Annotated in this window: 23 protein-coding genes; 13 read left to right on the top strand and 10 right to left on the bottom strand. The window is 63.2% G+C overall.

Annotated features, from left to right (window positions below):
* Positions 1 to 171 precede the first annotated feature (171 nt).
* The gene (locus tag QX124_RS02295) at positions 172 to 951 is read left to right on the top strand and encodes a protein phosphatase CheZ (RefSeq protein ID WP_315716668.1); all 780 of its coding nucleotides are present in this window, start codon (positions 172 to 174) and stop codon (positions 949 to 951) included.
* Between the two features lie 141 nt (positions 952 to 1,092).
* On the opposite strand, the gene QX124_RS02290 is transcribed toward QX124_RS02295, so the two are convergent.
* Entirely contained in the window at positions 1,093 to 1,599 is a 507-nt protein-coding gene (locus QX124_RS02290) for a hypothetical protein (protein WP_315736555.1), read from the bottom strand.
* Positions 1,600 to 1,930: 331 nt separating this feature from the next.
* Between QX124_RS02290 and groES the strand changes: the two genes are divergently transcribed.
* The 3 genes from groES (at position 1,931) to QX124_RS02275 (ending at position 5,323) form a co-directional block, all read left to right on the top strand.
* Entirely contained in the window at positions 1,931 to 2,227 is a 297-nt protein-coding gene (groES, locus tag QX124_RS02285; RefSeq protein ID WP_008961387.1) for a co-chaperone GroES, read from the top strand.
* A gap of 121 nt (positions 2,228 to 2,348) precedes the next feature.
* Positions 2,349 to 3,992: a chaperonin GroEL gene (gene groL, locus QX124_RS02280; protein WP_315754667.1), complete on the top strand. Its 1,644-nt coding sequence runs from the start codon at positions 2,349 to 2,351 to the stop codon at positions 3,990 to 3,992.
* Positions 3,993 to 4,132: 140 nt separating this feature from the next.
* Positions 4,133 to 5,323 (top strand): hypothetical protein, encoded by a 1,191-nt coding sequence (locus QX124_RS02275; protein WP_315779067.1) that lies wholly within the window; start codon positions 4,133 to 4,135, stop codon positions 5,321 to 5,323.
* 329 nt (positions 5,324 to 5,652) lie between these two features.
* On the opposite strand, the gene QX124_RS02270 is transcribed toward QX124_RS02275, so the two are convergent.
* Positions 5,653 to 6,060, bottom strand: a complete 408-nt coding sequence (locus QX124_RS02270) for an META domain-containing protein (RefSeq protein WP_315736552.1) — start codon at positions 6,058 to 6,060, stop codon at positions 5,653 to 5,655.
* Positions 6,061 to 6,210: 150 nt separating this feature from the next.
* Positions 6,211 to 7,875, bottom strand: coding sequence for an L-lactate permease (locus QX124_RS02265; RefSeq protein WP_315736551.1), 1,665 nt, complete (start codon positions 7,873 to 7,875; stop codon positions 6,211 to 6,213).
* A gap of 321 nt (positions 7,876 to 8,196) precedes the next feature.
* Here QX124_RS02265 and QX124_RS02260 point away from each other — a divergent pair, with 321 nt between their 5' ends.
* Positions 8,197 to 9,957 carry an ABC transporter ATP-binding protein/permease gene (locus QX124_RS02260; RefSeq protein WP_315796055.1) on the top strand — a complete coding sequence of 587 codons (1,761 nt, stop codon included), beginning with the start codon at positions 8,197 to 8,199 and terminating at the stop codon, positions 9,955 to 9,957.
* A 305-nt stretch (positions 9,958 to 10,262) separates the two neighbouring features.
* Here the strand turns inward: QX124_RS02260 and QX124_RS02255 are convergent, their stop codons facing one another.
* The 4 genes from QX124_RS02255 to QX124_RS02240 all read right to left on the bottom strand — a co-directional run bounded on the left by QX124_RS02255 (position 10,263) and on the right by QX124_RS02240 (position 14,840).
* Positions 10,263 to 11,258, bottom strand: coding sequence for a TorF family putative porin (locus QX124_RS02255; RefSeq protein WP_315736549.1), 996 nt, complete (start codon positions 11,256 to 11,258; stop codon positions 10,263 to 10,265).
* Positions 11,259 to 11,736: 478 nt separating this feature from the next.
* Positions 11,737 to 12,207 carry a hypothetical protein gene (locus QX124_RS02250; protein WP_315796052.1) on the bottom strand — a complete coding sequence of 157 codons (471 nt, stop codon included), beginning with the start codon at positions 12,205 to 12,207 and terminating at the stop codon, positions 11,737 to 11,739.
* A gap of 75 nt (positions 12,208 to 12,282) precedes the next feature.
* Positions 12,283 to 13,605, bottom strand: a complete 1,323-nt coding sequence (gene glcF, locus QX124_RS02245; protein ID WP_315796050.1) for a glycolate oxidase subunit GlcF — start codon at positions 13,603 to 13,605, stop codon at positions 12,283 to 12,285.
* Entirely contained in the window at positions 13,602 to 14,840 is a 1,239-nt protein-coding gene (locus QX124_RS02240) for an FAD-binding protein (protein WP_315796049.1), read from the bottom strand. Before QX124_RS02240 ends, glcF begins: the two co-directional genes overlap by 4 nt.
* Positions 14,841 to 15,203: 363 nt before the next feature.
* Between QX124_RS02240 and QX124_RS02235 the strand changes: the two genes are divergently transcribed.
* From QX124_RS02235 to QX124_RS02215, 5 genes are all read left to right on the top strand, one after another.
* Entirely contained in the window at positions 15,204 to 15,461 is a 258-nt protein-coding gene (locus tag QX124_RS02235) for a BrnT family toxin (RefSeq protein ID WP_315796047.1), read from the top strand.
* The gene (locus QX124_RS02230) at positions 15,448 to 15,780 is read left to right on the top strand and encodes a BrnA antitoxin family protein (protein ID WP_315796045.1); all 333 of its coding nucleotides are present in this window, start codon (positions 15,448 to 15,450) and stop codon (positions 15,778 to 15,780) included. Before QX124_RS02235 ends, QX124_RS02230 begins: the two co-directional genes overlap by 14 nt.
* Positions 15,781 to 15,967: 187 nt before the next feature.
* Complete coding sequence (locus tag QX124_RS02225) at positions 15,968 to 16,306, top strand: putative quinol monooxygenase (protein WP_315796043.1); 339 nt, start codon at positions 15,968 to 15,970, stop codon at positions 16,304 to 16,306.
* A gap of 300 nt (positions 16,307 to 16,606) precedes the next feature.
* Positions 16,607 to 17,077, top strand: a complete 471-nt coding sequence (locus QX124_RS02220; protein ID WP_315796041.1) for a hypothetical protein — start codon at positions 16,607 to 16,609, stop codon at positions 17,075 to 17,077.
* A gap of 41 nt (positions 17,078 to 17,118) precedes the next feature.
* Positions 17,119 to 17,304 carry a putative quinol monooxygenase gene (locus QX124_RS02215; RefSeq protein WP_315796608.1) on the top strand — a complete coding sequence of 62 codons (186 nt, stop codon included), beginning with the start codon at positions 17,119 to 17,121 and terminating at the stop codon, positions 17,302 to 17,304.
* 153 nt (positions 17,305 to 17,457) lie between these two features.
* Here the strand turns inward: QX124_RS02215 and QX124_RS02210 are convergent, their stop codons facing one another.
* Positions 17,458 to 18,753, bottom strand: coding sequence for a cystathionine gamma-synthase family protein (locus QX124_RS02210; RefSeq protein WP_315796038.1), 1,296 nt, complete (start codon positions 18,751 to 18,753; stop codon positions 17,458 to 17,460).
* Positions 18,754 to 19,291: 538 nt separating this feature from the next.
* Here QX124_RS02210 and QX124_RS02205 point away from each other — a divergent pair.
* From QX124_RS02205 to QX124_RS02195, 3 genes are read left to right on the top strand one after another with little or no spacing between them, the layout of a single operon-like run.
* On the top strand, positions 19,292 to 20,005 hold the full coding sequence (locus QX124_RS02205) for a dual OB domain-containing protein (protein WP_315796036.1): 714 nt from the start codon (positions 19,292 to 19,294) through the stop codon (positions 20,003 to 20,005).
* Positions 20,002 to 20,607, top strand: a complete 606-nt coding sequence (locus QX124_RS02200; protein ID WP_315796034.1) for a DUF488 domain-containing protein — start codon at positions 20,002 to 20,004, stop codon at positions 20,605 to 20,607. Before QX124_RS02205 ends, QX124_RS02200 begins: the two co-directional genes overlap by 4 nt.
* Before the next feature lie 20 nt (positions 20,608 to 20,627).
* Positions 20,628 to 21,059 (top strand): DUF488 domain-containing protein, encoded by a 432-nt coding sequence (locus QX124_RS02195; RefSeq protein ID WP_315796033.1) that lies wholly within the window; start codon positions 20,628 to 20,630, stop codon positions 21,057 to 21,059.
* Positions 21,060 to 21,220: 161 nt separating this feature from the next.
* On the opposite strand, the gene QX124_RS02190 is transcribed toward QX124_RS02195, so the two are convergent.
* Together QX124_RS02190 and QX124_RS02185 are read right to left on the bottom strand one after the other, a co-directional pair.
* Entirely contained in the window at positions 21,221 to 22,213 is a 993-nt protein-coding gene (locus QX124_RS02190) for a hypothetical protein (RefSeq protein WP_315796031.1), read from the bottom strand.
* 1,171 nt (positions 22,214 to 23,384) lie between these two features.
* Positions 23,385 to 24,878: an FAD-linked oxidase C-terminal domain-containing protein gene (locus QX124_RS02185; RefSeq protein WP_315796029.1), complete on the bottom strand. Its 1,494-nt coding sequence runs from the start codon at positions 24,876 to 24,878 to the stop codon at positions 23,385 to 23,387.
* Positions 24,879 to 24,948: the final 70 nt, after the last annotated feature.

The raw sequence follows: 24,948 nt of genomic DNA, 5'->3' as shown, positions 1-24,948 counted from the left end.
CGTCGGCGGTTTTGATCGCTAGCGTTTATTTTGCGTGAAGGCCGGCGGAGCATGGTTAATCGTTGACGCACGATGCACGCCAGCGTTGCTCAACGGCGGTTCCTGGCGTGAACGCGATGTTAAATAGCCTTTGCGTAGAACTGATCCGAGCAAAAGGTCAGGGATACTATCATGGCTGTTCGCAAGCGTTTCCGTATCGAAGAAGCAATCGTCGGCCATATGCCGGAGCCTGAATTCGTGGGCGGCGAGATCGGCCCCAACCACAAGGAAATCATGGACGAGCTCCGCGCGATCCGCTCCCAGATGGCCAATGCGATCCGCAGCGGCGGCAGCAACACGGCGAACGCCGCCATCGAAGAGTCCGCCGCACGCGAGGTCGCCGAAGCGCGCGCGCTGCTCGAGACCTATCGTGCCCAGATCGAGCAGTGCGAAAAGCTCAAGGTCGAGCTCGACCTGATCCACGACGCGATCAACCGCACCAAGGGCGAGATCGCGACCCTCCATGCCAAGAGCTTCAACGGCGAGGAGATGGCCAAGGTCAACGGCGAGCTCGGCGCGGTCGTCGGCGGCACCGAGCAGGCGACGCAGCAGATCCTCGAAGCCGCGGAGGCGATCGACCAGGCCGCCAGCGCGCTGTCCAAGGTGGACTCGGCCGACCAGCAGAAGATCCTGAGCGAAGAGATCCAGGAGCGGGTGGTCTCGATCTTCGAGGCCTGCAACTTCCAGGACCTGACCGGCCAGCGCATCAACAAGGTCATGACCACGATGAAGTTCATCGAGCACCACATCGTGGTGATGATGGACATCTGGGGCGGCGTCGACGCCATCAAGGCGCATACGCCGCCGATCGTCGACCACCGCGAGGGCGACGCCCGGCTGCTGAACGGCCCGAAGGCGGAAGGCGACGTCGGCCACGCCTCGCAGGACGACATCGACGCAATGTTCAACTGAGCTCATCCTGCCTGACCGGCGGCCACGCCGGCCAGGGACGGCACCGAGCAGCACCAAGCAAAACGCCGGCGCTTTCACCGGCGTTTTTTCGTTTGGCTTTTGGGTGTGGCCGGGGCTTGTCGCGAGGGCTTCGCCCGGATCTCAGGCGCGCGGTCCGCAGCGGACGTAGACCATCGTCTGGTAACGGGTCGCCGCATCCTTGTCGACGAAGCGGGTGATCAGCACACGGCCGTCAAAGGAGACGACCTCGCGGTCCTGCTCGCCGCCGGGCGGTCCGGCCGGGCCGATGTAGTTCTTGCCGCTGGCCGAGCCCTTCAGGCGCAGCTCCTGGGGAGTCGCCTGGTCGGCCAGATGCATCACGACACCGCCGGACGTGCCCGCCCCGATAACATAGGGCTGTTTGCACTGCGCCAACGCCATCTTCTCGGTGCGCGGACGGTCGTTGGGGTTGTTGTAAGCGGCGAGGCCCCATTTGCCGACGAGATCCTCGGGGCGGATCGTCGCCGGAACCTCGGGCTCGACCGGCGCCTCGGTCTGCATGGGGGGCGACGGCGATAGGCTGAAGCCCGTGCACGCTCCCAGAAGCATCGTGAGCGCCGACGCGATCGCGAGATTGGCAACCGGCCGCGCGCACCGTGAACTCGTCATGGCATCCCCTTAGGAACAAGATCGTGGCTGCCCCGTCCGGCAACCAAACCCAAAACGCTCGTCAGAGCAATGACGTCGGATGACGACGCCGCTCCACTAACATGTCTGGCCCGGGACAACATCCCCTAACAGCCTCAAGAACGGCTTAACTGCCGGCCGTTGCTTGACAGGAACAGCCGCAAGCCATATTTCCCCGAGCGGTCTTTAGCACTCGGAGGGCGCGATTGCTAAGGCTGCGAGCCAGTTGGCGCCAAGTGGGCGTCAAATGTGGCCGCATTCAGATTTCCTCCGACAGCAACAACTTATCCAAGCACCCCAAAAGGGATCCGTCATGGCCAAATCGAAGTTTCGTCCCCTGCACGACCGCGTCGTGGTTAAGCGCATCGACGCCGAAGAGAAGACCAAGGGCGGCATCATCATTCCCGACAGCGCCAAGGAAAAGCCCTCGCAGGGCGAAGTCGTCGCCGTCGGCCCGGGCGGCCGTGATGAGAGCGGCAAGCTGATCCCGATCGACGTCAAGGTCGGCGACCGCGTGCTGTTCGGCAAGTGGTCCGGAACCGAGGTCAAGCTGGACGGCGAGGAGCTCCTGATCATGAAGGAGTCCGACATCATGGGCGTCGTCGCCTGATCCCGACCTGCCGGGGGCGGCGATCAGCCGCCCCGGGCGAAAATGCTCTGCAACCTCGTTCCGGCGACAGACGGGCGATCACGCCCCTCGCCGTCGAGGTCTACTCCAGGAGAATTTTGAAATGGCAGCCAAGGACGTCAAATTCGCCGGCGACGCACGCGACCGCATGCTGCGCGGCGTCGACATTCTCGCCAACGCCGTCAAGGTGACGCTCGGCCCGAAGGGCCGCAACGTCGTCATCGAGAAGAGCTTCGGCGCTCCGCGCATCACCAAGGACGGCGTCACCGTCGCCAAGGAGATCGAGCTGGAGGACAAGTTCGAGAACATGGGCGCGCAGATGCTGCGCGAGGTCGCCTCCAAGACCAACGACACCGCCGGTGACGGCACCACCACCGCGACCGTGCTGGCCCAGGCCATCGTGCGCGAGGGCGCCAAGGCGGTTGCCGCCGGCATGAACCCGATGGATCTCAAGCGCGGCATCGACATCGCGGTGGCCGCCGTGATCAAGGACATCGAGAAGCGCGCCAAGCCTGTCGCCTCGTCCTCCGAGGTCGCCCAGGTCGGCACCATCTCCGCCAATGGCGACGCCGCGATCGGCAAGATGATCGCCCAGGCGATGCAGAAGGTCGGCAACGAGGGCGTCATCACGGTCGAGGAGAACAAGTCGCTCGATACCGAGGTCGACATCGTCGAAGGCATGAAGTTCGACCGCGGCTATCTCTCGCCCTACTTCGTCACCAACGCCGAGAAGATGACCGCCGAGCTCGACGACGTCTACGTGCTCTTGCACGAGAAGAAGCTGTCGGGCCTGCAGGCCATGCTGCCGGTGCTCGAAGCCGTGGTGCAGTCGGGCCGCCCGCTGCTGATCATCGCCGAGGACGTCGAGGGCGAGGCGCTGGCAACGCTGGTCGTCAACCGCCTGCGCGGCGGCCTCAAGGTTGCCGCCGTCAAGGCGCCGGGCTTCGGTGATCGCCGCAAGGCGATGCTCGAGGACATCGCGATCCTGACCGGCGGTCAGCTGATCTCGGAAGACCTCGGCATGAAGCTCGAGAACGTCACGATCAAGATGCTTGGCCGCGCCAAGAAGGTCGTGATCGACAAGGAGAACACCACGATCGTCAACGGCGCCGGCAAGAAGGCCGACATCGAGGCGCGCGTCGGCCAGATCAAGGCGCAGATCGAGGAGACCACCTCGGACTACGACCGCGAGAAGCTGCAGGAGCGGCTGGCCAAGCTCGCCGGCGGCGTCGCGGTGATCCGCGTCGGCGGTGCGACCGAGATCGAGGTCAAGGAGAAGAAGGACCGCGTCGAGGACGCCCTCAACGCGACCCGCGCCGCGGTGCAGGAAGGCATCGTCCCCGGCGGCGGCGTGGCGCTGCTGCGCGCCAAGAAGGCGGTCGGCCGCATCACCAACGCCAATTCGGACGTCCAGGCCGGCATCAACATCGTGCTGAAGGCGCTCGAGGCTCCGATCCGCCAGATCTCCGAGAACGCCGGCGTCGAGGGCTCGATCGTGGTCGGCAAGATCCTGGACGAGAAGTCCGAGACCTTCGGCTTCGACGCCCAGACCGAGGACTATGTCGACATGGTCGCCAAGGGCATCATCGACCCGGCCAAGGTGGTCCGCACCGCGCTGCAGGACGCCTCGTCGGTCGCCGGCCTCCTGGTCACCACCGAGGCCATGGTCGCCGAGCTGCCGAAGGACGCAGCTCCCGCGATGCCGGCCGGCGGCGGCATGGGTGGCATGGGCGGGATGGGCTTCTGAGCCCGCGCCCCTCACCAACACTTCAGGAAGGCCGCCTCCGGGCGGCCTTCTTTTTGGCCGAGTGTCCGCGCCCGGGGGTGCAGCGATCGCAAATCGGCGCTACAGCTTAAGGCCGATTCTGCCCCCACAAGGATTTTCAGATGCGCGCGATTTTGCTTGCGCTGGCCGTGATTGCAGCGGCCGCGCCGGAACTCGGTTGGGCCCAGAGCAAGAGCGGGACCAAGGCCCCCGCCAATGAGACGCGGTATTTCACCGCGATCGACGGCCTGATGGACGGCAATGCCGACGTGATCCTGAAGGAGACGCGCCAGGGCAAGACCGTCACCGCCGCCACGCTCGACGTCTGCTATCCCGTCGCAAAGAATTCGGATCGCAAGGACCGCTTCGTGGTCAGCCTCACCGTCAATGGCCAGACCTTGACCGGTGCGACCCAGAGCAACGGCGCCAAGGAGCCGGTCACGGTGAAGCTGAATCGCAAGCCGACCGGCGACACGTTCGAGTTCCGCGGACAGATCGCGATCGGCAAGACCGTCACCGAGGTGGCGTCGACCGACAATTCCGACGTCAGCGAGAAAGAGTTCCAGGAGAGCCAGTCGAGCGACGACGGCATCAGCGCCCAGCCGAAGGACTTCACCGACGTCTCGCCCGAGGCGGTCTCGGTTCGGCTCAAGCTCGACGCGGTGACCGACTTCCTCAAGAGCCTGAAGGGCGAGAACGTCGAAGTTTCGCTGTCGAGCCTCATCGTGAGCTGCGACGCACTGCGCGCGGGCGAGCAGACCATCAGCATGACCGTCGACCCCGAACGAGCCGGCGCACTGATCGCGAAGGCGCGGACCATGAACGGCGTCGTCACCGCCGGCTGGACCGCCGGCACGGTCGAGATGGACCGCACCATCCGCTTTGCGGCGGCCGACTGGCGCGACGGTGACAAGATCAACAAGGACAAGCTGGCGGGCGCCATCTCCGACGTGCTGGCCAAGACCTACAATGCCAGGCCGACGAGTGCGGCGTGGAATCCGGTCAGCGGCAAGCTGAAGCTGACGTTGAAGCGGCCGAGCCAGCTGATGCCGGCGCTCGAGCTGACCGACGTCATCGAGGTCACCGGCCTCGTCTCGGCGGACAAGCCGGGCGGCGCGGACGCGCTGATGCTGTGGATCAGCAGCCCGACGACGACCACCGTCGACGAGACCTCGGCCGCCAAGCTGATCCTGTCGGACGAATCGTCAGGCGACGAGGAAAGCGATACCCGCGACGACGGCGGTGCCATCGACGAGCTGGCGAAGGCCTTCAAGGCCAAGCGCTGGGATGCGGACAACTCCGTCTGGAAGTAAGGCGACGGCAGGCGCCGCGATCTCAGATGCCACCCTCCCCTGGAGGGGGAGGGTCGATCGCACGCGAAGCGGGCGAGCGGGGTGGGGTGACGCCGCGGGCACCGGTGCACGTGGAGAGATCACCCCACCCCGCCTCCCATTCGCTGCGCTCATGAGAGGCGCCCCTCCCCCTCCAGGGGAGGGTGGCAGCGGGGCTGACCTCAAAGCTGCGTGCTCCGGAATCGCGAACGTGCATGAAGCGGGACCAGGTGCCGGACCATGACAGCGAGGTCCACATGCCGATATATCGATGTGACCAAGACTAGGACTTTCGATACGGCCGTCTCGGCTCAATTGGTGTTGAGCCGGAAGCGCAGCGTCTTCGGTCCGATGAAGATGATCAGGTCGCCCTGACGCTTCCAGTTCGTCGCCGCGCTCAGCGCCGCGATCAGCTCGTCATCGGCTTGCGCGCGTGCCGCCGGGCAGTTGCGGTCCTCGATCTTGCTGGCGATGAACACGATGGTGTTGCCGGCGACCGAGAACTGCCCCTTGCCGCCCTTGCACCAGAGCTCCAGCACGGTCTCGCCGTTGTCGCCGATGTCGAGATCCGGCACGCGCTTCGAGCCGGGCATTGGTAACGCATCGAGCGTCATCTCCATTCCGAAGGGAAACTCCTCCGCCGACGCGCCGGCAAGCGGCAGGCCCGACATCGACAACGCCATCATCGCCACGGCGCAGCCACGCTTCAACACTTGCATCGTTCCTCTTCAGACCAATCACACGCAGGGCTGCGCCTTCCAGGCGACGACCGTGATCCCCGCCGCCACGGCTCCCGCACAAATGTGTTCCAAACATAGCAAACCCCGCGCCGTAGCTGCGGCGCGGGGCTTTTGTCGCTGCCGGTGTTGCTACTTCAGCACCATCGCCGTGAACGGATAGACATAGGCCTGCAAGGTGACGAACAGGCCGACCAGACAGGCCAGCACGATCGAATGCAGGAAGACGTAGCGCAGGATCGAGCTCTCGTGGCCGTACCAGTTGGTGGCGGTCGAGGCGACCACGATCGACTGCGCATCGATCATCTTGCCCATGACACCACCGGATGAGTTGGCGGCCGCCATCAGGACAGGCGACAGGCCGAGCTGCTCGGAGGTGATCTTCTGCAGGTTTCCGAACAGCACGTTCGAGGCCGTATCCGATCCCGTCAGCGCCACGCCCAACCAGCCGAGCAAGGTGCCGAAGAACGGATAGAGCACGCCGGTCGCGGCGAAGGCGAGGCCGAGCGTTGCGTCGACGCCGGACAGCCGGGTCAGCGTGCCGATCGCCAGCATCGCCGAGATCGTGATCAGCGAGATCGCGCACAGACGGATGGTACGGCCATATTCCGCGATCAGCTTGCCCGGTCCGACACCCATCAGGAAGCCGGAGATGATCGCGGCGATCAGCATGCCGGTGCCGGTGAAGGTCAGGTAGGTGAACGAGAACACCGCGCCTTCCGGTGTCGGCTTCGCAGCCACCGGCGGCATCTTGTTGATCAGCTTGTCGAGCTCGGGCACCGGATAGTTCCAGGTGAAGATCGAGTTCGCCCAGGCCTTGAAGGCGCCGTTGCCCCAGATCAGCATGATCACGCAGACGATGATCCAGGGCAGCAGCGCGCCCCAGAGCTCGGCTTGCGTCAGCGGCGTGCGGTCCAGCGGCTTCGCCGCCGTCATCGTGGCGGCCGATTCGTCACGCCCGCGCAACGCCGGCGACAGCCACAGCTGCCTCGGCTGCCAGACCTTCAGGAATAGGATCAGCGCGCCCATCGAGATCAGCGAGGCGCCGATGTCGACGATCCACGGATTGATGTAGTTCGAGATCAGGAACTGCGGGACCGCGAACGAGACGGCGGTGACCAGGATCGCCGGCCACACGTCTTTCATGCCCTTCCAGCCCGCGAACGCCCAGATCACCCAGAACGGCACGATCAGCGAGAACACCGGCAGCTGCCGGCCGACCATCGCGCCGAGGATGTAGGGATCGAGACCGGTGACCGAGGCGAGGCCCTGGATCGGCGTGCCCAGCGCGCCATAGGCGACCGGGGCGGTGTTGGCGATCAGCGACAGGCCGGACGCCGCGAGCGGCGAGAAGCCGAGGCCGATCAGCACGGCACCGGTGATCGCCACCGGTGTGCCGAAGCCCGACGCGCCCTCGAAGAACGCGCCAAAGGAGAAGGCGACCAGCAGCAGCTGCAGCCGCCGGTCTTCCGTGACGCCGCCGATGGCGCGCTTGAGCAACTCGAAGCGGCCGGTCGAGACCGTGACCTGGTAGAGGAAGATGACGTTCAGGACGATCCAGCCGATCGGAAAGAAGCCGGTGATGACGCCCAGAAACGTCGCGCGCAGCGACATGTTGGCCGGCATCGTGAACACGAAGATCGTGATCAGGTTGGTCAGGATCACGGCGATGATCGCCGCGATGTGTGCCTTCACCTTGCCGCTGGCGATCAGCACCAGCAGCGTCACCACTGGGACGGCGGCGGCCAGCGTCGACAGCGCCGGGCTCCCCATCGGGTCGTAGATTTGATTCCACATCGTGACTTCTCCCCCCACGTTCTTGTTGTTGGACCCGGTCCGGCGGGACGGATCAGGTCTCCTCGCCCAGGCCCCCAAGCCCGGCAAAGGTCGGAAAAGGAGATCACAAAACCGGCAACGCCCAACTCTGCTCAAATTCTCGCGAAATCTGGCGGCGGTCGCAGTCCCTCTCCCCTGCCCCATGCTACGGTTTGTCACACGCGACCGACAAGCCGGCGGTCACCCGCCACATTACGACTTTAGTCTATACAGGCGGCAATCACTGCGATTTTCTCGTTTTTCGTCAGCCCGTTAAGACCTTTTCTCAGGAGCAGCCCCTCTGTGAACAATCTGCGCTCGACCGTCGCCATCGTCTGGCGGATCGCCATTCCCTACTTCCGCTCCGAGGACAAGGTCGCCGGGCGCGTGTTGCTCGCCGCCGTCATTGCGATCGAACTGTCGCTCGTTGCGATCCAGGTGCTGGTGAACCAGTGGCAGAACAGGTTCTTCAACGCGCTGCAGCAGTATGATTGGAACAGCTTCATCTGGGAAATCGGCGTGTTCGCCGTGCTGGCGACCATCTTCATCATCCTGGCCGTGTACCAGCTCTATCTCAATCAATGGCTGCAGATCCGCTGGCGGCGGTGGATGACCGACGTCTACCTGCGCCGCTGGCTGGACAACGCCACGCACTATCGCATGCAGCTCAAGGGCGACATCGCCGACAACCCGGACCAGCGCATTGCCGACGACGTGCAGCTGTTCGTCGACAAGACGCTGAACATCACCATCGGGCTGCTCAGCTCGATCGTCTCGCTCGCCTCGTTCATGGTGGTGCTCTGGGGGCTGTCGACCGATGCCCCGCTGCAACTGTTCGGCACCGACATCGCGATCCCCGGCTACCTGGTCTGGATCGCGCTGATCTATGCGGTCTTCGGCACCATACTGACGCATTGGATCGGTTCGCCGCTCGTCAATCTCAACTTCGAGCAACAGCGCTACGAGGCCGACTTCCGCTTCAACCTGGTGCGGGTGCGCGAGAGCTCCGAGCAGATCGCGCTGCTGCGCGGGGAAGGCGCCGAGCAGGGTCAGCTCGGAACCCGCTTCGGCCGGGTCGTCCAGAACTGGTACCAGATCATGAGCCGGACCAAGCGGCTGACGGCCTTCACGGCGGGCTATTCACAGGCGGCCGTGATCTTTCCCTATGTGCTCGTTGCGCCTGCCTACTTCGCCAAGTCGATCCAGATGGGCGGCATCATGCAGACGGCGTCCGCCTTCTCGACGGTGCAGGGCGCGCTGTCGTTCTTCGTGACGACTTACCGGACGCTTGCCGACTGGCGCTCGACCGTCGCCCGCCTCGACGGCTTCGACATGTCCATCGAGAGCGCGCACAAGCTCTCGGGCGAGCCGCAGACGATCGATGTCGTCGACCATGCCGGCGACAGCATCGATCTCGCCCAGCTGCTGCTGAAGCTGCCCAATGGCCTGCCGCTGGTCGCGGCCGACGGGTTCAGCATCGGCAACAACGAGCGCACGCTGCTGACCGGCCCCTCCGGCGCCGGCAAGTCGACGCTGTTCCGCGCCATCGCCGGGGTCTGGCCGTTCGGCAGCGGCGCGATCAGCGTGCCCGCGCATGCCAAGCTGATGATGCTGCCGCAGCGGCCCTACTTCCCGATCGGCGCGCTCAAGGCGGCGATCGTCTATCCCGCGGCCGCCGACGCTTTCAGCGTCGAGCAGGTCAGGGAGGCGCTGGTGGCCGTCGGTCTGCCACAACTTGCGGACCGCCTGGACGAGGACTCGCACTGGAATCGGATGCTGTCGCTCGGCGAGCAGCAGCGGCTCGGAATTGCCCGCGCGCTGCTGCATGCGCCGCAATATCTCTTCCTCGATGAGGCCACGGCCTCGCTGGACGAGCCGAGCGAAGCGAGGCTGTATCGGGTCATCGCCGAACGCCTGCCGCAGACCACCGTCGTCTCGATCGGCCACCGCTCGACCCTGCACGAGTTCCATGATCGGAAGGTCGAGCTGATTCGGGATGGCGACCGGTTCGCGCTGCGGCAGACTGAGAAGGCTGCCGACGCGGCCGCGGGTGGCGGCAATTGAAGCGAGCGCCGCGACCTCATGGAATGGAGACGCGGCAAGGGGTCTGAGAGATCCGTGCCGAACCCAGCCCATTGTCCCGAGGGCGCCGCCAAGGATCTCATCGCGCCCCTGCGCCCATGATGAGAAGTCCAATTGCCCCGGCGGCGTCCGAGCCATGGCGTTCCAGAAGATCGCGATCCAGAAGAAGGCGATCCAGAAGGACGGCAAGACGCCCGAGCGACCACGGCGAGCTGCCGTCACCAACGCAGAAGGGCGGCAGATTGCTCTGCCGCCCTCGTCAGGAATTTCGATCCGCCTTGGGACGATTACTTCAGGTTGGTCATCGCCGTCAGGTCGACCGAGAGCTTGGCGATGCCGGTGGCACCGCACCACTTCGAGCCCAGGCCACCCGGGTTGATCGCGGTGACGTTGGTGGTGCCGCTGGCGGTGAAGTCGCCAGTGAAGGCGTTGCAGTTGCCCTTCGACAGGTTGGTGTCGGAGTAGCGCAGATCCAGCGTGAACACCTTGTAGGTGAAGCCGACGCCAACGTTCCAGGTGTTGTAGTCGGCGTAGTGGATGCCGTTCGGGAAGGCCGCGGTGCCGTAGAAGCTGTCGGTGGTACCGAACCACTGGCGACCGAACTCACCCGAGACGTACATGCCGACGCCGCTCGATCCAAACAGGGTGCTCGGAGCGGTATACTTGCCGGTGACCGAGGCGTAGTTGCCCCAGGCGCCGGAGTTCAGGAAGCTCGGGGTATAGAATTCGGTGACGCCGAACGACCAGTTGTCGTTCACCGTATAGGTGCCCTTGCCGTAGACCTCGAAGAAGCTGACGTCCTTCTTCATGGTGTTGAAGTTCGTCAAGGTGTTGGCCTGGCACTCGGCGCTCAGCGCGCGGCCGGCGAAGTCCGTCGTGGCGCCGCCGCCGTAATAGCAGGTGCCGCCCGGATACAGGTAGCCCCAGACGCCGATGTCGAAGGCGAAGGCGCCGAAGGTCGGGCGGATACCGCCGTAGATGTCGATCTCGGCCGCAGCCCGGTTCGGGAAGGAGATGCTCTCGCCAGCAACGCCGACGTAGAACTGCAGGTCCTTGTTGACGTTGAAGCGCGGCTCGAAATAGGCGGCGACCGACGGCTTGTGGTTCGACTGAGTGATGCCGCGGAAGACATAGTCGTTCATGATCGCCGCGCCGAACGCGATATCCCATGGTTCAAACGCGACCGGAGGCGGAGCCTTATAGGCCTTGACCGCCATGTCCGCCGCCGAAGCCGATCCCGAAACCATTGCCAGCGCCGTTGCCAGCAAAGCCCACTTTTTCATGACGATCCCCATCACCCTATTTCGAAAAAAGCCTGCCCCACATTGCCCCCCAGGGCGCAAACAAGACCGGCTGCGTCATCCAGACGCAATTTGTGCCAGGGTCTCGCCGCAGGTGAAGCAAAAAAGCGCGGCATCTGCCGCCTTTTTGGGCGTTTTGACAATTCCACGGCAGGTAGTCAGCGCGTGTTGCATTTGAACAACAAATCTCCGTGTCCTAGAGCCCCCCAGGACGCACATTCGGGTGTGCCGGCACGCTGGACTCGTCGTGCCGCGAGCGAAATGCCGCAGCGCATCGGGATCGGATTCGCCCGGCCATAGATCTGCGGGGGCGACGCTGGCGACGAGCAGATCGACAAAACGGCCAGCCAAAACAGAGCCAACAGACGGTGGCAACAACAAACGAGAAGGCCGCAGCGTTGCCGCCGCGGCCTCCCGATGTGAATTCGTTCGGTGGTGAGAACGATCCGATCCGGAAAGATCAGCTTCCGGAGGCAGTCCCCTCTCCGTCCTCGTGCGCCTCGGGTGCCACGCTCGGCATCGCCCAACTGGTTTCGGCAGCCGATTCGGTTGCGCTCACTTCGGGGGTCTCGACCAGGGGAGCCATCTTGGGGGCCCGCTTCTTGGCGGCCTTCTTCTTCGGCGCAGCGGGAGCCTTCGCGGCCGACGTCTTGGCCTTCTTGGCAGGAGCCTTCTTGGCAGGAGCCTTCTTCGCAGCAGCCTTCTTGGCAGGAGCCTTGGCCGGGCTCTTGGCCGCCTTCTTCGCCGCGGCCTTCACGGTCTTCTTCGCCTTCTTGGCCGGCGCCTTTGCAGCCTTCTTGGAAGCCTTTTTCGCGGACTTCTTGGCAGCCTTCTTGGCGGACTTCTTCGTCGCCTTCTTGGCTGTCTTGGCCTGCGCCATCAGCTTCTTCTTCTCTTTCTTGTCCTTCTTCGCCTTCTTGTCCTTCGCCATCAGAAACCCTCCAGTTGCCGCCGATCGATCAACTCATCCGGCGGGACGGGCCGGCAGTCAGCACGCGCCCGTCCGTCAAATCATTCCTGGTCGCGGACCGCCCGTCGCCCAGTCGAGAAGCTCAACGGTGTGCACGACGGGAACGGTGGTGCCGCTGGCAATCTGCATCATGCAGCCGATATTGCCTGCCGCGATCACATTCGGCTTGACGGTCGCGATGTTGGCGACCTTGCGATCGCGCAGCTTCATCGCGATGTCAGGCTGGAGAATGTTGTAGGTCCCCGCCGAACCGCAACACAAATGACTCTCCGGTATATCTTTCACCACGAATCCGCACTTGGAAAGCAATTCTTTCGGAATGCTCGTGATTTTCTGCCCATGTTGCAGCGAGCAGGCGGAGTGATAGGCCACGACGAGGTCGTCGTGCCGAGATGCGGAGACCAGATCGAGACCTGCGAGATACTCGCTGATGTCCTTCGCCATGGCCGACACGGCCGCAGCGGGCGCTGCATATTGCGGGTCCTCGCGCAGCATGTGTCCGTAGTCCTTGATGACGGTGCCGCAGCCCGAGGTCGTCACCAGGATGGCGTCGAGACCGCCACGCTTTGCCTCGGCAGCCCACACCCCGACATTGGCGCGGGCGCGCGCCAGCGCGTCGGCGTCCTGCCCCATGTGATGGGTCAGCGCACCGCAGCATTGCTCGTCCCTGACCAGCACCACCTCGACGCCGTGCCGCGTCAGGAGGTTGATCGCAGCCTGGTTGATGCGGGGCGCCAGCGCCGCCTGCGCGCAGCCCTGCAGCAGCGCGACGCGGCCGCGACGCTCGCCTTGCGCCGGAAACACGCTGCCGCCCGCGGGCCCCGGCGGCGGCAGCGCCGCGGCCGGCGCCAGGTCGAGCATCGCCCTGACGCGCCGCAGCAGGCTCGGCACAGGTCCCCGCGTCGCGGAGGACGCCGGCAGCAGCGCCTTGAACGGCCGGCCGAGCCGCGCCAGGGTCATCGCGAGCCGAAACTCGCGCGGCCGCGGCAGCACATAGGCGAGCACGGCGCGCAGCAGCCGGTCCATCAGCGGGCGTTGGTAGCTCTGCTCGATTCGCCCCCGCGCCTGGTCGACGAGGTGCATGTAGTGGACGCCGGACGGGCAGGTCGTCATGCAGGACAGGCACGACAGGCAGCGGTCGATATGCTTGACCACGTCGGCGGTCGGAGCCTGATCCTTCTCGAGCATCTGCTTGATCAGGTAGATCCGGCCGCGCGGGCTGTCGAGCTCGTCGCCGAGCAGCACATAGGTCGGGCAGGTCGCCGTGCAGAAGCCGCAATGCACGCAGGCGCGCAGGATCTTGTCGGCGACCGCGATGTCGGGATCGGCGAGCTGCGCCAAGGTGAACTCGGTCTTCATGACGCAACGCTCCGCCTGATACGGCCGCGGTTGAGAATGGTCTTGGGATCGAAGGAGACGCGCACCCGCTCCTCCAGCGCGGCGACACCCGGCGGCTGCGGCTGGAAGACGTCGACCGCCAGACGCATCTCGTCCCACGCCCGGAGCAACGTCGCGTGACCGCCGACGGCCTCGGCCTGCTTGCGCACCAGCCCCGCCGACGCATCGGGCTGCGGCGGCAGCGCCGCCCAGATCAGCCCGCCGCCCCAGTCATAGATCACCTCGCCGCCGGTCTGGCGCGTCAGCGCCTGCCCGATGACGCCGCCGGATACGGGCGGACAGACGATCCGCCAGACCGGCCAGGCCCCGAGCGGGCCATTGGCCGCGAACGGCAGCACGTCGCGCACGGCGCTCCAGACATCGGCGGAGGCGTCGTCCGCGATGATCTCGGCCGCACCGAAGGTCGCGAGCTGCTTGGCGAGCGACGCCGCCCGATGCGCCGCGGACGCCGTGATGCCCTCGAGCCTGATCACCGTGACCGCCTCGCGCGGCGAGCCGATCGGGCTCAGCCCATCGACCTCCGGCCGCAAGGTCGAAGCCGGCAGATGGGCGGCGCCCGACACGTCGAACGGCGACCCCAGCGCCGCGGTCATGGCGCGGTTGGCCTTGAGGTCGTCGAGCCCGCGCAGCACCAGGGTGCGCTCGGATTCCGGCCGCGGCATCACCTTCAGCGTCGCCTCGGTCATGACCGCGAGCGTGCCCCAGGAGCCCGCCAGCAGCTTGCAGAGATCATAGCCGGTGACGTTCTTGACGACCTTGCCGCCGGTCTTGAAGCTCTCGCCGAAGCCGGAGACCGCGTGGGCGCCGAGCAGATGGTCGCGCGCCCCGCCGGCGCGGATGCGCCGCGGACCGGCCAGGCCCGCCGCGATCATGCCGCCGAGTGTGCCGCGGCCGGCCGTGCCGAGCAGCGGTCCCGTGTCCATCGGCTCGAACGCGAATTGCTGGCTCTTCGAATCGATCAGCGACAGCAGGTCGGCCAGCGGCGCCCCGGCCTGCGCGGTGATGATGAGCTCGTTGGGCTCGTAGCCGACGACGGCGCTCAGGGCCGACAGGTCGAGCACGGCGTTGGTGGTCGTGATCTGCCCGATCTGGCGCTTCGAGCCATGGCCGATGACGTCGAGCGGCTGCTCGCTGGCGATCGCGGCGCGAACCACCTCCTCCACGTCGGCTGCGTTGCGTACTTTGAGGGCGTCCACCGCTGCTCGCCTTGCTTGTTGATGATGACAGGCGGTCCAGCGCAACACGCACGGCCACCAGCGTTGGAATCCTTCTAGAGCATGATCTGCGAAAAGGGCAGCCCGGTCCGGCGAAAAGATCGTGCATGGACAAGGAGATGGGAGGGGCGGACGGGCGCAGATGGCGGAACGTTCGGGCGGGTCTCGGCCGAGTGCAGTTCCCTTGTCGTGGAGAGGCCGGTAGGCTTAGCGCCGAAGCGCTCGCATAGCCCCGTAGGAGCGGGTTAGCCGCCGATTTTTTGAGGCCCATGGCGGATGACGCGTTCGGCTATCCGCCCTCATCCCTTGATCGCAACGTCAGCATTTTGTATATACAGAATCCGCATGAAAATTGTTTGGGATGAGCCGAAACGCCTAGCGAACATAGCCAAGCACCGCTTGGATTTCGCCGCATTGACCGAGGACTTCTTTGCGAACGCCCTGGTGCTTTCCGCCAAGAGCGGTCGCTACCGAGCGATCGGAGTGGACGCAAACGGCGTGATCTCTGTCGTATTCGCCGTACTTGGCCTCGAAGGAATTTCGGTGATTTCGATGCGCCCGGCCTCCAAGAAGGAAAGAGAGCTGTTCAATGCCACCAGCTAAGACGAAGCGCGCCTACTCGAAGGCTGACATGAAAGCTGTCTCGGACAATCCGGAATGGACCGAGAAGGATTTCGCCAGGGCCAGGCCATTTTCTGAGGTCTTGCCCGAGATTGCGAAAACAATCGCCCGGCGAGGTCCACAAAAGGAGCCGACAAAGATCCCGGTGAGTATCCGCTTGAGCCCCGTCGTCGTGAAGTATTTCAAATCAAAGGGACCGGGCTGGCAGACAAAAATAGATGACGCCCTGGTTGAGATCGTCACCAAGAAGCCCACGAACAGGCGCAAGGCAGCGAAGAAGTCACCCCGCCAGGCAGCGTGAACAGTCCGTACGACGGGTTCGCGAAGCGTCACCCGCCGACTTTGCGAGACCATGGCGGATGACGCCTTCGGCTCATCCGCCTTACGCCCTCTTATGCGCATCCATCCTTCGTCCGCCATCGAAGGATCGAGTGCAGGAACTGGGGTATCGTTGCCCTTGCAGCACTTCAACGAAAGGACTGATCACGATGACCGGATATGCCATCGAGACGAAAACCGTGAACGAGGCCGTCAGCGGCGGCGGCCTGCTGGTGGTGGCGCAATGGGAGGCCAGGGCCGGCGAAGCCGACCGCGTCGCCGAGATCCTGTCGCGCTTCCTGCCCGAGGCGCAGCGCGAGCCCGGCGCAAAACTGTTCCTGATCTCCCGCGCCAAGGACAACCCGGCGCAGTTCCTGTTCTACGAGCTGTTCCGCGACGAAGCCGCGTTCAAGGCCCACCAGGAGAGCGAGCACTTCAAGACCTATATCGCCGGCCAAGCCCTGCCGCTGCTGGCGCGGCGCGAGCGGATGCAGTACGGGCTGATTTAGCGCCGGGAACCCGTCAAGATCAAAACTGGGTGGAGAGCGGCCTGTCCCTTTCCCGCGATGAAAGGGGTGGGCGCCTTCAGAGGCCGCTTTTTTCAGTGGCAACGCCCGCTGAGCCAATTAATAAAATGCACTGTCACCGCAATTCCCACGGGATCCCGGGCTTGTCTTGCGTCCCTCCCGGGCACGAGCCGGGCCGACACCGTCCATGCCGCACGGCCTCTCTGGACAAAACCGCGACGACGATGAACGGTGCGACGATGCGGATCACGCAAGTGATCGGATGTGATGCGACTGGACGGGATGCAGATGAAGCTTGTGATGGGGATACTGGTCGCCGCGCTCGTCCTGGCCGGCATGGGCGCGGGCCGGGCGACGGTGCGCATTGCCGACGACCCGGGCGGACGGATCGGGACTTATGTCGACAAATTCAAACTCCTGCGAGACTCCGGCGAGCACGTCATCATCGACGGACTCTGCGGGGGCGCCTGCACGATCGTGCTGGGGACCCTTCCACGCGACAGGATCTGCGTCACCCCGAGAGCCGTGTTCACGTTCAGGGAAACTGACGATCTGGGCCCCTTTTTTCGCACTGTCCCGAACCCGGAAGCAACGCGGATGCTATTTGACCTCTACCCGGCGCCGATCAAACGATGGATCACGCGCCATGGCGGCCTGACCGCACATCCGATCTTCCTTCGCGGCAAGGAGCTCCAAGCGCTTTATCGGCCCTGCACGATCAACGTCCCGGCCTCCGGCAGCGGGCGGCGGTAGATGGCTTGTTGAGCTAACTAGGTGCAGCGCCATCGTACCCCCTGATCTCCCGCGCCAAGGACAACCCAGCGCAGTTCCTGTTCTACGAGCTGTTCCGCGACGAAGCCGCGTTCAAGGCCCATCAGGAGAGCGACCACTTCAAGACCTATATCGCGGGCCAGGCCCTGCCGCTGCTGGCCCGGCGCGAGCGGATGCAGTACGGCCTGATTGAAACGCCGCTTTCCTGAAACCGGCCCTCGTGGATGGGGTGAGCTCTCGCCAATCCCAATACGGTCATGCTCCCCCCGCGGGTCTCACCTTCGGCGTGGCGGCGCTGCCTTGGAGCGGCCGTTCTGGGTATCACCTCACGACTTTTCTGTAATCGCTGGTGCGGAGCGCAGTCACGCCGGAGAGGGCGCGGCCGCGTTCAAGGCCTGGGCAATGTCGGCGATCAGGTCGGTGGGATGCTCGATGCCGATCGACAATCGGATCGTCGAATCCAGGATGCCGATCTTCTGCCTGACAGCAGCCGGCACGCCGGAATGGGTCATGCTGGCGGGCAGGCTTGCGAGCGACTCCGTGCCGCCCAGGCTGACGGCCAGCTTGAAGATCTGCAGCGCGTTGAGGAATTTGAAGGCGGCTGCCTGACCGCCTTCGATGTCGAACGAGAAGGTCGAGCCGGCGCCGGTGCACTGGCGCCGGAAGACGCGGCCTGCGGCCGAGGCCTGGTCGAGATGGCCGAGGTAATGAACCTTGGCCGCCTTGGGGTGGTCCCGCAGATAGTCCGCGACGATGAGCGCGTTGGCATCGGCTTTCTCCATCCGGATGCTCAAGGTCTCGAGCGAGCGGCTCAGCATCCAGCAGGAGTGCGGGTCGAGCTGGGTCCCGATGGCGCCGCGCAACGCCTTCACGTCCTTCATGATGGACTTGGCGCCGAGCGCGGCGCCGCCGATCAGGTCGGAATGACCGCCGATATATTTGGTCAGCGAGTAGAGCGAGATGTCCGCGCCGTGCTCGATCGGCCGCTGAAACACCGGGCCGAGCAGCGTGTTGTCGCAGGCGACCAGCGGCGTATGTCCCTGCGCCCTGCCGATTATGTCGGCGACACGGCGCACCATCGCGATGTCGACCAGGCCGTTGGTGGGATTGGCCGGGGTTTCGATGAAGATCATCGCGACCCGCCCCTTGCGCATCGCATCCTGCGCCGCCGCGTCGACCACGGCTTCGTCAACGCCGTCGGCGAAACCGACCGCGCCGATGGACAGGCCAGCCAGCGTCCTGCTGAACAGCGTCTCGGTGCCGCCATAGAGCGGCTGCGAGTGCAGGATCACGTCGCCCGGGCGCACGAAGGCGAGGATCGTGGTCGCGATCGCCGACATGCCGGACGAGAACAGCGCGCATTTGTCGGTGCGTTCGTAGATGGCGAGCCGGTCCTCGACGATCTCGCTGTTGGGGTGGTTGAACCGCGAATAGACCAGACCCGCGCCGCCCTCAGGCGGCTCGCGGCGGCCCGAGACGAAATCGAAGAAATCCTGTCCATCCTCCGCGCTCTTGAACACGAAGGTCGAAGTGAGGAACACCGGCGGCTTGACCGCGCCTTCCGACAGCTGCGGATCGTAGCCGTAGTTCAGCATCAGCGTTTCCGGATGCAGCGCATGGTTGCCGATATGGGTTTTTGACGGAAACGGCTTTGTCATGGTTCACCCCGCTGTACGAATGATCGGACCGCAGCCGCGAACATCGCGCGGCCGCCACCATGTCGTTATTCTATCAGATGATGGGCGGCGCGCGTGCAGCGTCGTCAAGGTTCCGCGAGAGCGAAGCGGACGCGCTTTCACCGTCATTCCGGGGCAATCGTCAATGCGAAGACGCTAACCGGCTGCGGGTTGGGTGATTGAACCACGGTGTGCAATTGCGCACCGTAGTTCAAGGCCTGCGGCCTTGCCCGGAACAAGAGTGACAGCATTTGATATGGCCGAGAAATCGGACAATGCGGTAAGGCAACCGCTCCGCGAGCTACCATAATTAAGTGCAGCGTCACCGAAATCCCAGGATGGTCGGCACGCCCGTGAGGTTTTTGGACCCACGTACCAGGCTCCGGTGTCAGCGGGTTGGATCGCCAGTACGCGGTGACGCGTTGGACGGCTACCGCCCCACTAGGCGGGAAAATGTAGCCATTGCTTGGGATAGGCTCGCCTCTCCCCATAACGCCAAAGATGTACTATCTTTACGAGCATGTCGTCGCAGCTCAACTATAAAAAGTCATTTCTCTGCCTTGCCAACTCCCGCAAACCGGGCGGGCATTGCGTGGCGGGGCGCACCTTCACGAAGGACAGCTACACCGGATGGATCAGGCCGGTGAGCACTCGGAACACTCACGAAATTTCGGATGCAGAGCTCCGCTACGCAGATGGAAGCGGTGCGCAGCTTCTCGACGTGATAGAGGTGACTTTTTCGCAAGCGCAGCCGCTTTATCATCAGACGGAAAACCACGTCATCGCCCCCGTGCAATGGGAGAAGTTGCAAGACACGCAATGGTCTCATGTTACCGCAGCAACAGAGACCGCGAACGGCCCTCTATGGCATGATGGAGAAAGCAGTTACCACGGCACAAATGACAAAGTTCCTGAAGCTATAGCGCACACTTTGACCAACTCTCTCATGCTTATTGAGCCGCAATCGCTGACGCTTGTCGTCGGACAAGAATCCAAATTCATGGGCGGTTATGAGCGCCGTGTCCGCGCTGCGTTCAGATATAACGGCACCCATTATAACTTCGTCGTCACTGATCCCTGGATCGAGCTGAAATACTTTGCGCTGCCGGATGGCAGGTACGATGTCTCATCTTCGCGCCTTTGCTTGAGCTTGCCTGAAATTCTCAATGGCAACGCAACCAAGTTAGTCGCCGCAGTAATAACCCCAGAAAACGTCGCGGAACGTCGGCAATGACTGGCACTGTATTCACCATTGGCCATTCAACGCAGCCGGTGGATCGATTTATCGATCTTCTCCAAAGGCATGGCATAACCGCCATCGCTGACGTACGTTCGAAACCGTACAGCCGAATGAACCCACAGTTCAATCGTGAGAATCTGAAAAAGAGACTTCGCGAGGCGAATATCAAATACGTTTTTCTGGGCCGAGAACTCGGTGCACGCTCAGAAGACCAAAGCTGCTACTGCAATGGTCAAGTTCAATACGACCTCTTGGCCAAGACCGACCTTTTCAAAGCAGGCATTGAGCGAGTTAGAGAAGGCAGCACTGATTATCGGATTGCGCTTATGTGCGCCGAAAAAGAACCGCTTGACTGCCACCGGACAATACTCGTTTCGCGCGAGCTTGCCGAAAACGGCATGCAGGTAGTGCACATTCTCTATAGCGGTCAACTTGAAAAACATGAAGAAGCGATCGGGCGACTCATTCGTATGATGCGAATCCCTAATGCAGATATGTTCCGCGATCGCTCCGCTGTCATCAACGACGCTTACGAGAAGCGCGGCAAGGAAATTGCTTACCGTGAAGAACAACCTACGATGAGTGACGAGGAATAGATTTCGACAAGGCATGCGGAATGAAACTATTTACGATCGGATTCACGAAGACGACCGCCGAAGGATTCTTCGCGCGGCTATCGCGTGCCAACGTTCGTAAGCTTGTAGACGTGCGACTGAACAACGTCTCTCAGCTCGCGGGTTTCGCGAAGAAAGATGATTTGAAGTTTTTCGCAAAATCAATTTGCCACATCGACTACGAGCACTTCCCTGCTCTTGCCCCCACCCAAGATATTTTGGATGAATACAAGAAATCCAAAGGGGCATGGCAGATTTATGCAGAGAAGTTCCTAAGCTTGATGGCCCAGCGCAAAATCGAGAATCTAGACAAAGATGCGCTTGACGGCGGCTGCTTGCTTTGTAGCGAAGATAAACCGCATCACTGCCACAGACGGCTCGTCGCAGAGTACCTGAAAGACAAGTGGCACGATGTTGAGATCATTCATCTCTAGTTATCAGGTTGGTTGGGAGACGGCGAAAGTGCACTACACATGTTCGGGCACTCGACAATCAGGCAACGCGCGCTCCGGGACGCTCACAAATTGAGTGCACCGTCACGGCGCTCCTGGGACTTCATGCACGGTCACGGTAATCGTTCTTGCTGGGGCGCGCATCAATCCGGCAGCCTTGATTCTAAACTGGCCAAGAAAGCTGCGGCTTCTGTCGCTGGCGCGGGGCCAACGAATCTCTCGTTCAGGATTATCCTTCCGCCGTCATTGGCTTGCCGTGACAACTCGCTGCCGTCTACACGCCTTCCAATACGAAACAGTGCCGCTTCAGCGAGTGATAGCGCTAGCTTCGAAAATTTCTCTCGGTATTCGGCGGAATATTTATTCCTAACCTCTCGCGCTTTTTCCTTAGAAGGATATTTGCGTTCGGGATCATAAAAGTCCTTTTCGAAATTCGCTTGGAAATCATTGAGATCGTGCACTGTTGCACGCATTCGCGCTTTTAGGTCTCCGACTGACATATCGGCGAACTCGCCAGTTGGCGGCTGAAAGTATCTTTCACCGCTACCACTTCCGGTGTTGATAGCGATTGTGCCGTCGTCTTTCCGCGTCACGACGACGCCAGGCATATCAATCACCGAACCGCCATCAGCCTTACCGAGCTGAAAAGGTAGGTCATTTGGAATGACTGCCCCAGCGGCGTTTATTTTTGAATCGTTGGTTGCTTCCAGAACAGGGCCGCGCGGTCTTATCGGAGGCTGGATTGAACTCGCGGGAGCCTCAGGGGCAACCGCTGGAGTGCTTTCCGCAGGCTCGATAGGCTTTGCCGGAATGCCTCCGATGACCTTCTCGGCAGAACGATCAGGGTTGTTATACCCTGGGGGGCGCGCTGCAGTTTCTGTCGGCTTTTCTCTGACGGACTTCTTCAAAGATTGCAGATACAAATGGCCGGACCCGCCAATACACAAGGCGCCGATTAGAAACAGGATTGCAGCACTAAAAGGTGGTTTCATTGAAGGGTCCAAGAATTCGCTCAGCAAAAGCACGATGGCACCTGCTACCCCAGCATAGGCGACTAACTTAGGTATCGTCGGGAAAGCCCATTGCAGGAATGGCAACAAGATGGTTGCGCCGAGAGCTAAGTAAAAACCTTCCATTAGAATCGGTCTCCCAAGACACACATATTATCCTAAGGCGGGCAACCGTTGAATGGGGGGCGCTTCGGCTATCAGCCAAACCTTGCGCATGAGGTCGCCGGAAGGACGGCGCGCCACTCTGATACCTTACCTCGCCTTAGGCCAATGTAGGATAGAGGCAAGCTATCCCTGTAACAGATGTGTCTCTAGGCGAGGTATTCCGCTAGTGTTCAGATCAAGATCCTATGACCTCTAGTCTCGGCGAGGACCATCGTCGCTCTGCGCGGAAGAACTTATTTCGTGAGCACTTTCAAGGCGGAACGCCCCACATCCTCCAGTCGACGAAAATTCCATCTTCCGTTTTTCAGAAAATCATGCCATTCTCCGCCCATCCCGCCTCACCGAGAGGGGCGTACGCGCGGTCGTCACGATATGCGAGGTGGGATGCGGTGGCCGTGTCGGGTCGCAGCGTGATTTCGATCATGCCGACGAACGACATCGACGCGGACGTGAAATCGTGTGGTCCTGGTCTCCCGGTGCTGAGACCAAGCCTTGCGATGCTCGGTCACGGGCATGCGGGCGACGGGGGCAACCAAGCCGGTCCCCGGGGAGAGCACGTATAAGCGTTAAGACCAGCGCGCGGGGAATGCCGGTTGATCGGCTGAACCTGTGGTACCTGCCGCCTGCATTTTTTTAGCAGGCGGGCCATGGGTGAGGCCTTCACCCGGCATTCCCTGCGCCCTCTCGTTTGTTTCGAAGGGCGGTGTCGATCGCACGATCCGGGCGTCATGCGCCGCGGGGATGCGAAGTCATGTCCGATATTGTCTGGGATATGGACCTCACGCCGTCGGCATGGCTGGACGGGCCTCATGGTTCGAGACGGCGCTGCGCGCCTCCTCACCATGAGGGTTCAGCTCCGAGAGCGGCGCGGCACATGGACCGTCAGCAGCGTGGTCATGGAGAGAGCGAGAGTGCTGGATCGATCTACACGGTACGTGTTCTGGGCACGACTTCCGCTCCTCACCCTGAGGAGCCCGCCGCAGGCGGGCGTCTCGAAGGGCGAGGCCCGTACGGTGGCCTCATGGTTGGAGACGGCGCTATCGCGCCTCCTCACCATGAGGGTCTCCAGCATTTGCGGGACGTGAGATCGAGCAGACACCAAACGATGCCGCCCTGCTCTCCCGCGCGCCCGTCAGAATCTCGGCAGATCGGGAAACGCCAGCTTGCCGCCATGGACGTGCATCCGCCCGAGCTCCGCACAGCGGTGCAGCGTCGGGAAGACCTTGCCGGGATTGAGCAGGCCCTGGCTATCGAAGGCGCACTTCACCCGCTGCTGCTGGTTGAGGTCGATCTCGGAAAACATCTCCGGCATCAGGTCGCGCTTCTCGATGCCCACCCCGTGCTCGCCGGTCAGCACGCCGCCGAGCTCGACGCAGCAGCGCAGGATGTCGGCGCCGAACGCCTCCGCCCGCTCCATCTCGCCCGGCTTGTTGGCGTCGTACAGGATCAGCGGATGAAGGTTGCCGTCGCCGGCATGGAACACGTTGGCGCAGCCGAGCTGGTATTTTTCCGACAGCTCGCGGATGCGCGCGAGCGCCTTCGGCAGCGCGCCGCGCGGGATGGTGCCGTCCATGCAAAGATAGTCCGGCGAGATCCGGCCGACCGCGGGAAACGCCGCCTTGCGGCCGGCCCAGAACAAATTGCGTTCGGCCTCGGAGGTCGAGATCCGGCAGGTGGTCGAGCCGCAGGCGTTTGCAATCGTTTCGACGCGGCCGATCAGTTCGTCGACCTCGACGCCGGGGCCGTCGAGCTCGATGATCAGGAGCGCCTCGACGTCGAGCGGGTAGCCGGCATGAACGAAGGCTTCGGCGGCGTGGATGGCGGGCTTGTCCATCATCTCCATGCCGCCGGGAATGATGCCGGCGCCGATGATGCGGGCGACGCATTCGCCGGCGGCCTCGACCTCGGCGAACCCGACCATCAGCGCGCGCGCCGTCTCCGGCTTCTGCAGGATGCGCACCGTCACCTCGGTGACCACGCCGAGCAGGCCCTCGGAGCCGGTGATCAGCCCCATCAGGTCGTAGCCGGCGTTCTCGGCGCATTTGCCGCCGATGCGCAGCACCTCGCCGGTCATCAGCACGATCTCGCAGCCGAGCACGTTGTTGGTGGTCATGCCGTATTTCAGGCAGTGCACGCCGCCGGAATTCTCCGCGACATTGCCGCCGATCGAGCAGGCGATCTGCGAGGACGGATCGGGTGCGTAGTAGAAGCCGGCATGCGCAACCGCCTGGCTGATGGCGAGATTGGTCACGCCGGGTTCGGTGACGACGACGCGGTTGTCGAAGTCGATATCGCGAATGCGCTTGAACTTGCCGAGCCCCAACAGCACGCCATCGGCCAGCGGCAAGGCGCCGCCGGACAGCGACGTCCCCGAGCCCCGCGGAACCACCTTGATGCCCTGCTCGTGGCAGTATCTCAGGACCTTCGACACCTGCGCGGTGGTCTCCGGCAGCACCACGACCATCGGCGGCTGGCGGTAGGCCATCAACCCATCGGACTCGTAAGGGAGCATCTCGGCGGCGCTGTCGATGACGCCTTCGCCCGGCACGATTGCGCGCAGTGCAGCAACGATCTCGTCGCGGCGCGCCAGCACCGCCCGATCAGCTTCCGGCATCATGATCGCCATCGCGTTCCTCCGGCCCTCGATTTGCCCTGGCATATCAATCACAACGGAAACGGTTTGGATAGGCAGCGGA

This window comes from Bradyrhizobium sp. SZCCHNRI3043 (assembly GCF_032377735.1).
In the GTDB taxonomy this organism is placed as follows: domain Bacteria; phylum Pseudomonadota; class Alphaproteobacteria; order Rhizobiales; family Xanthobacteraceae; genus Bradyrhizobium.
This window is presented reverse-complemented; position numbering and strand designations above follow the sequence as displayed.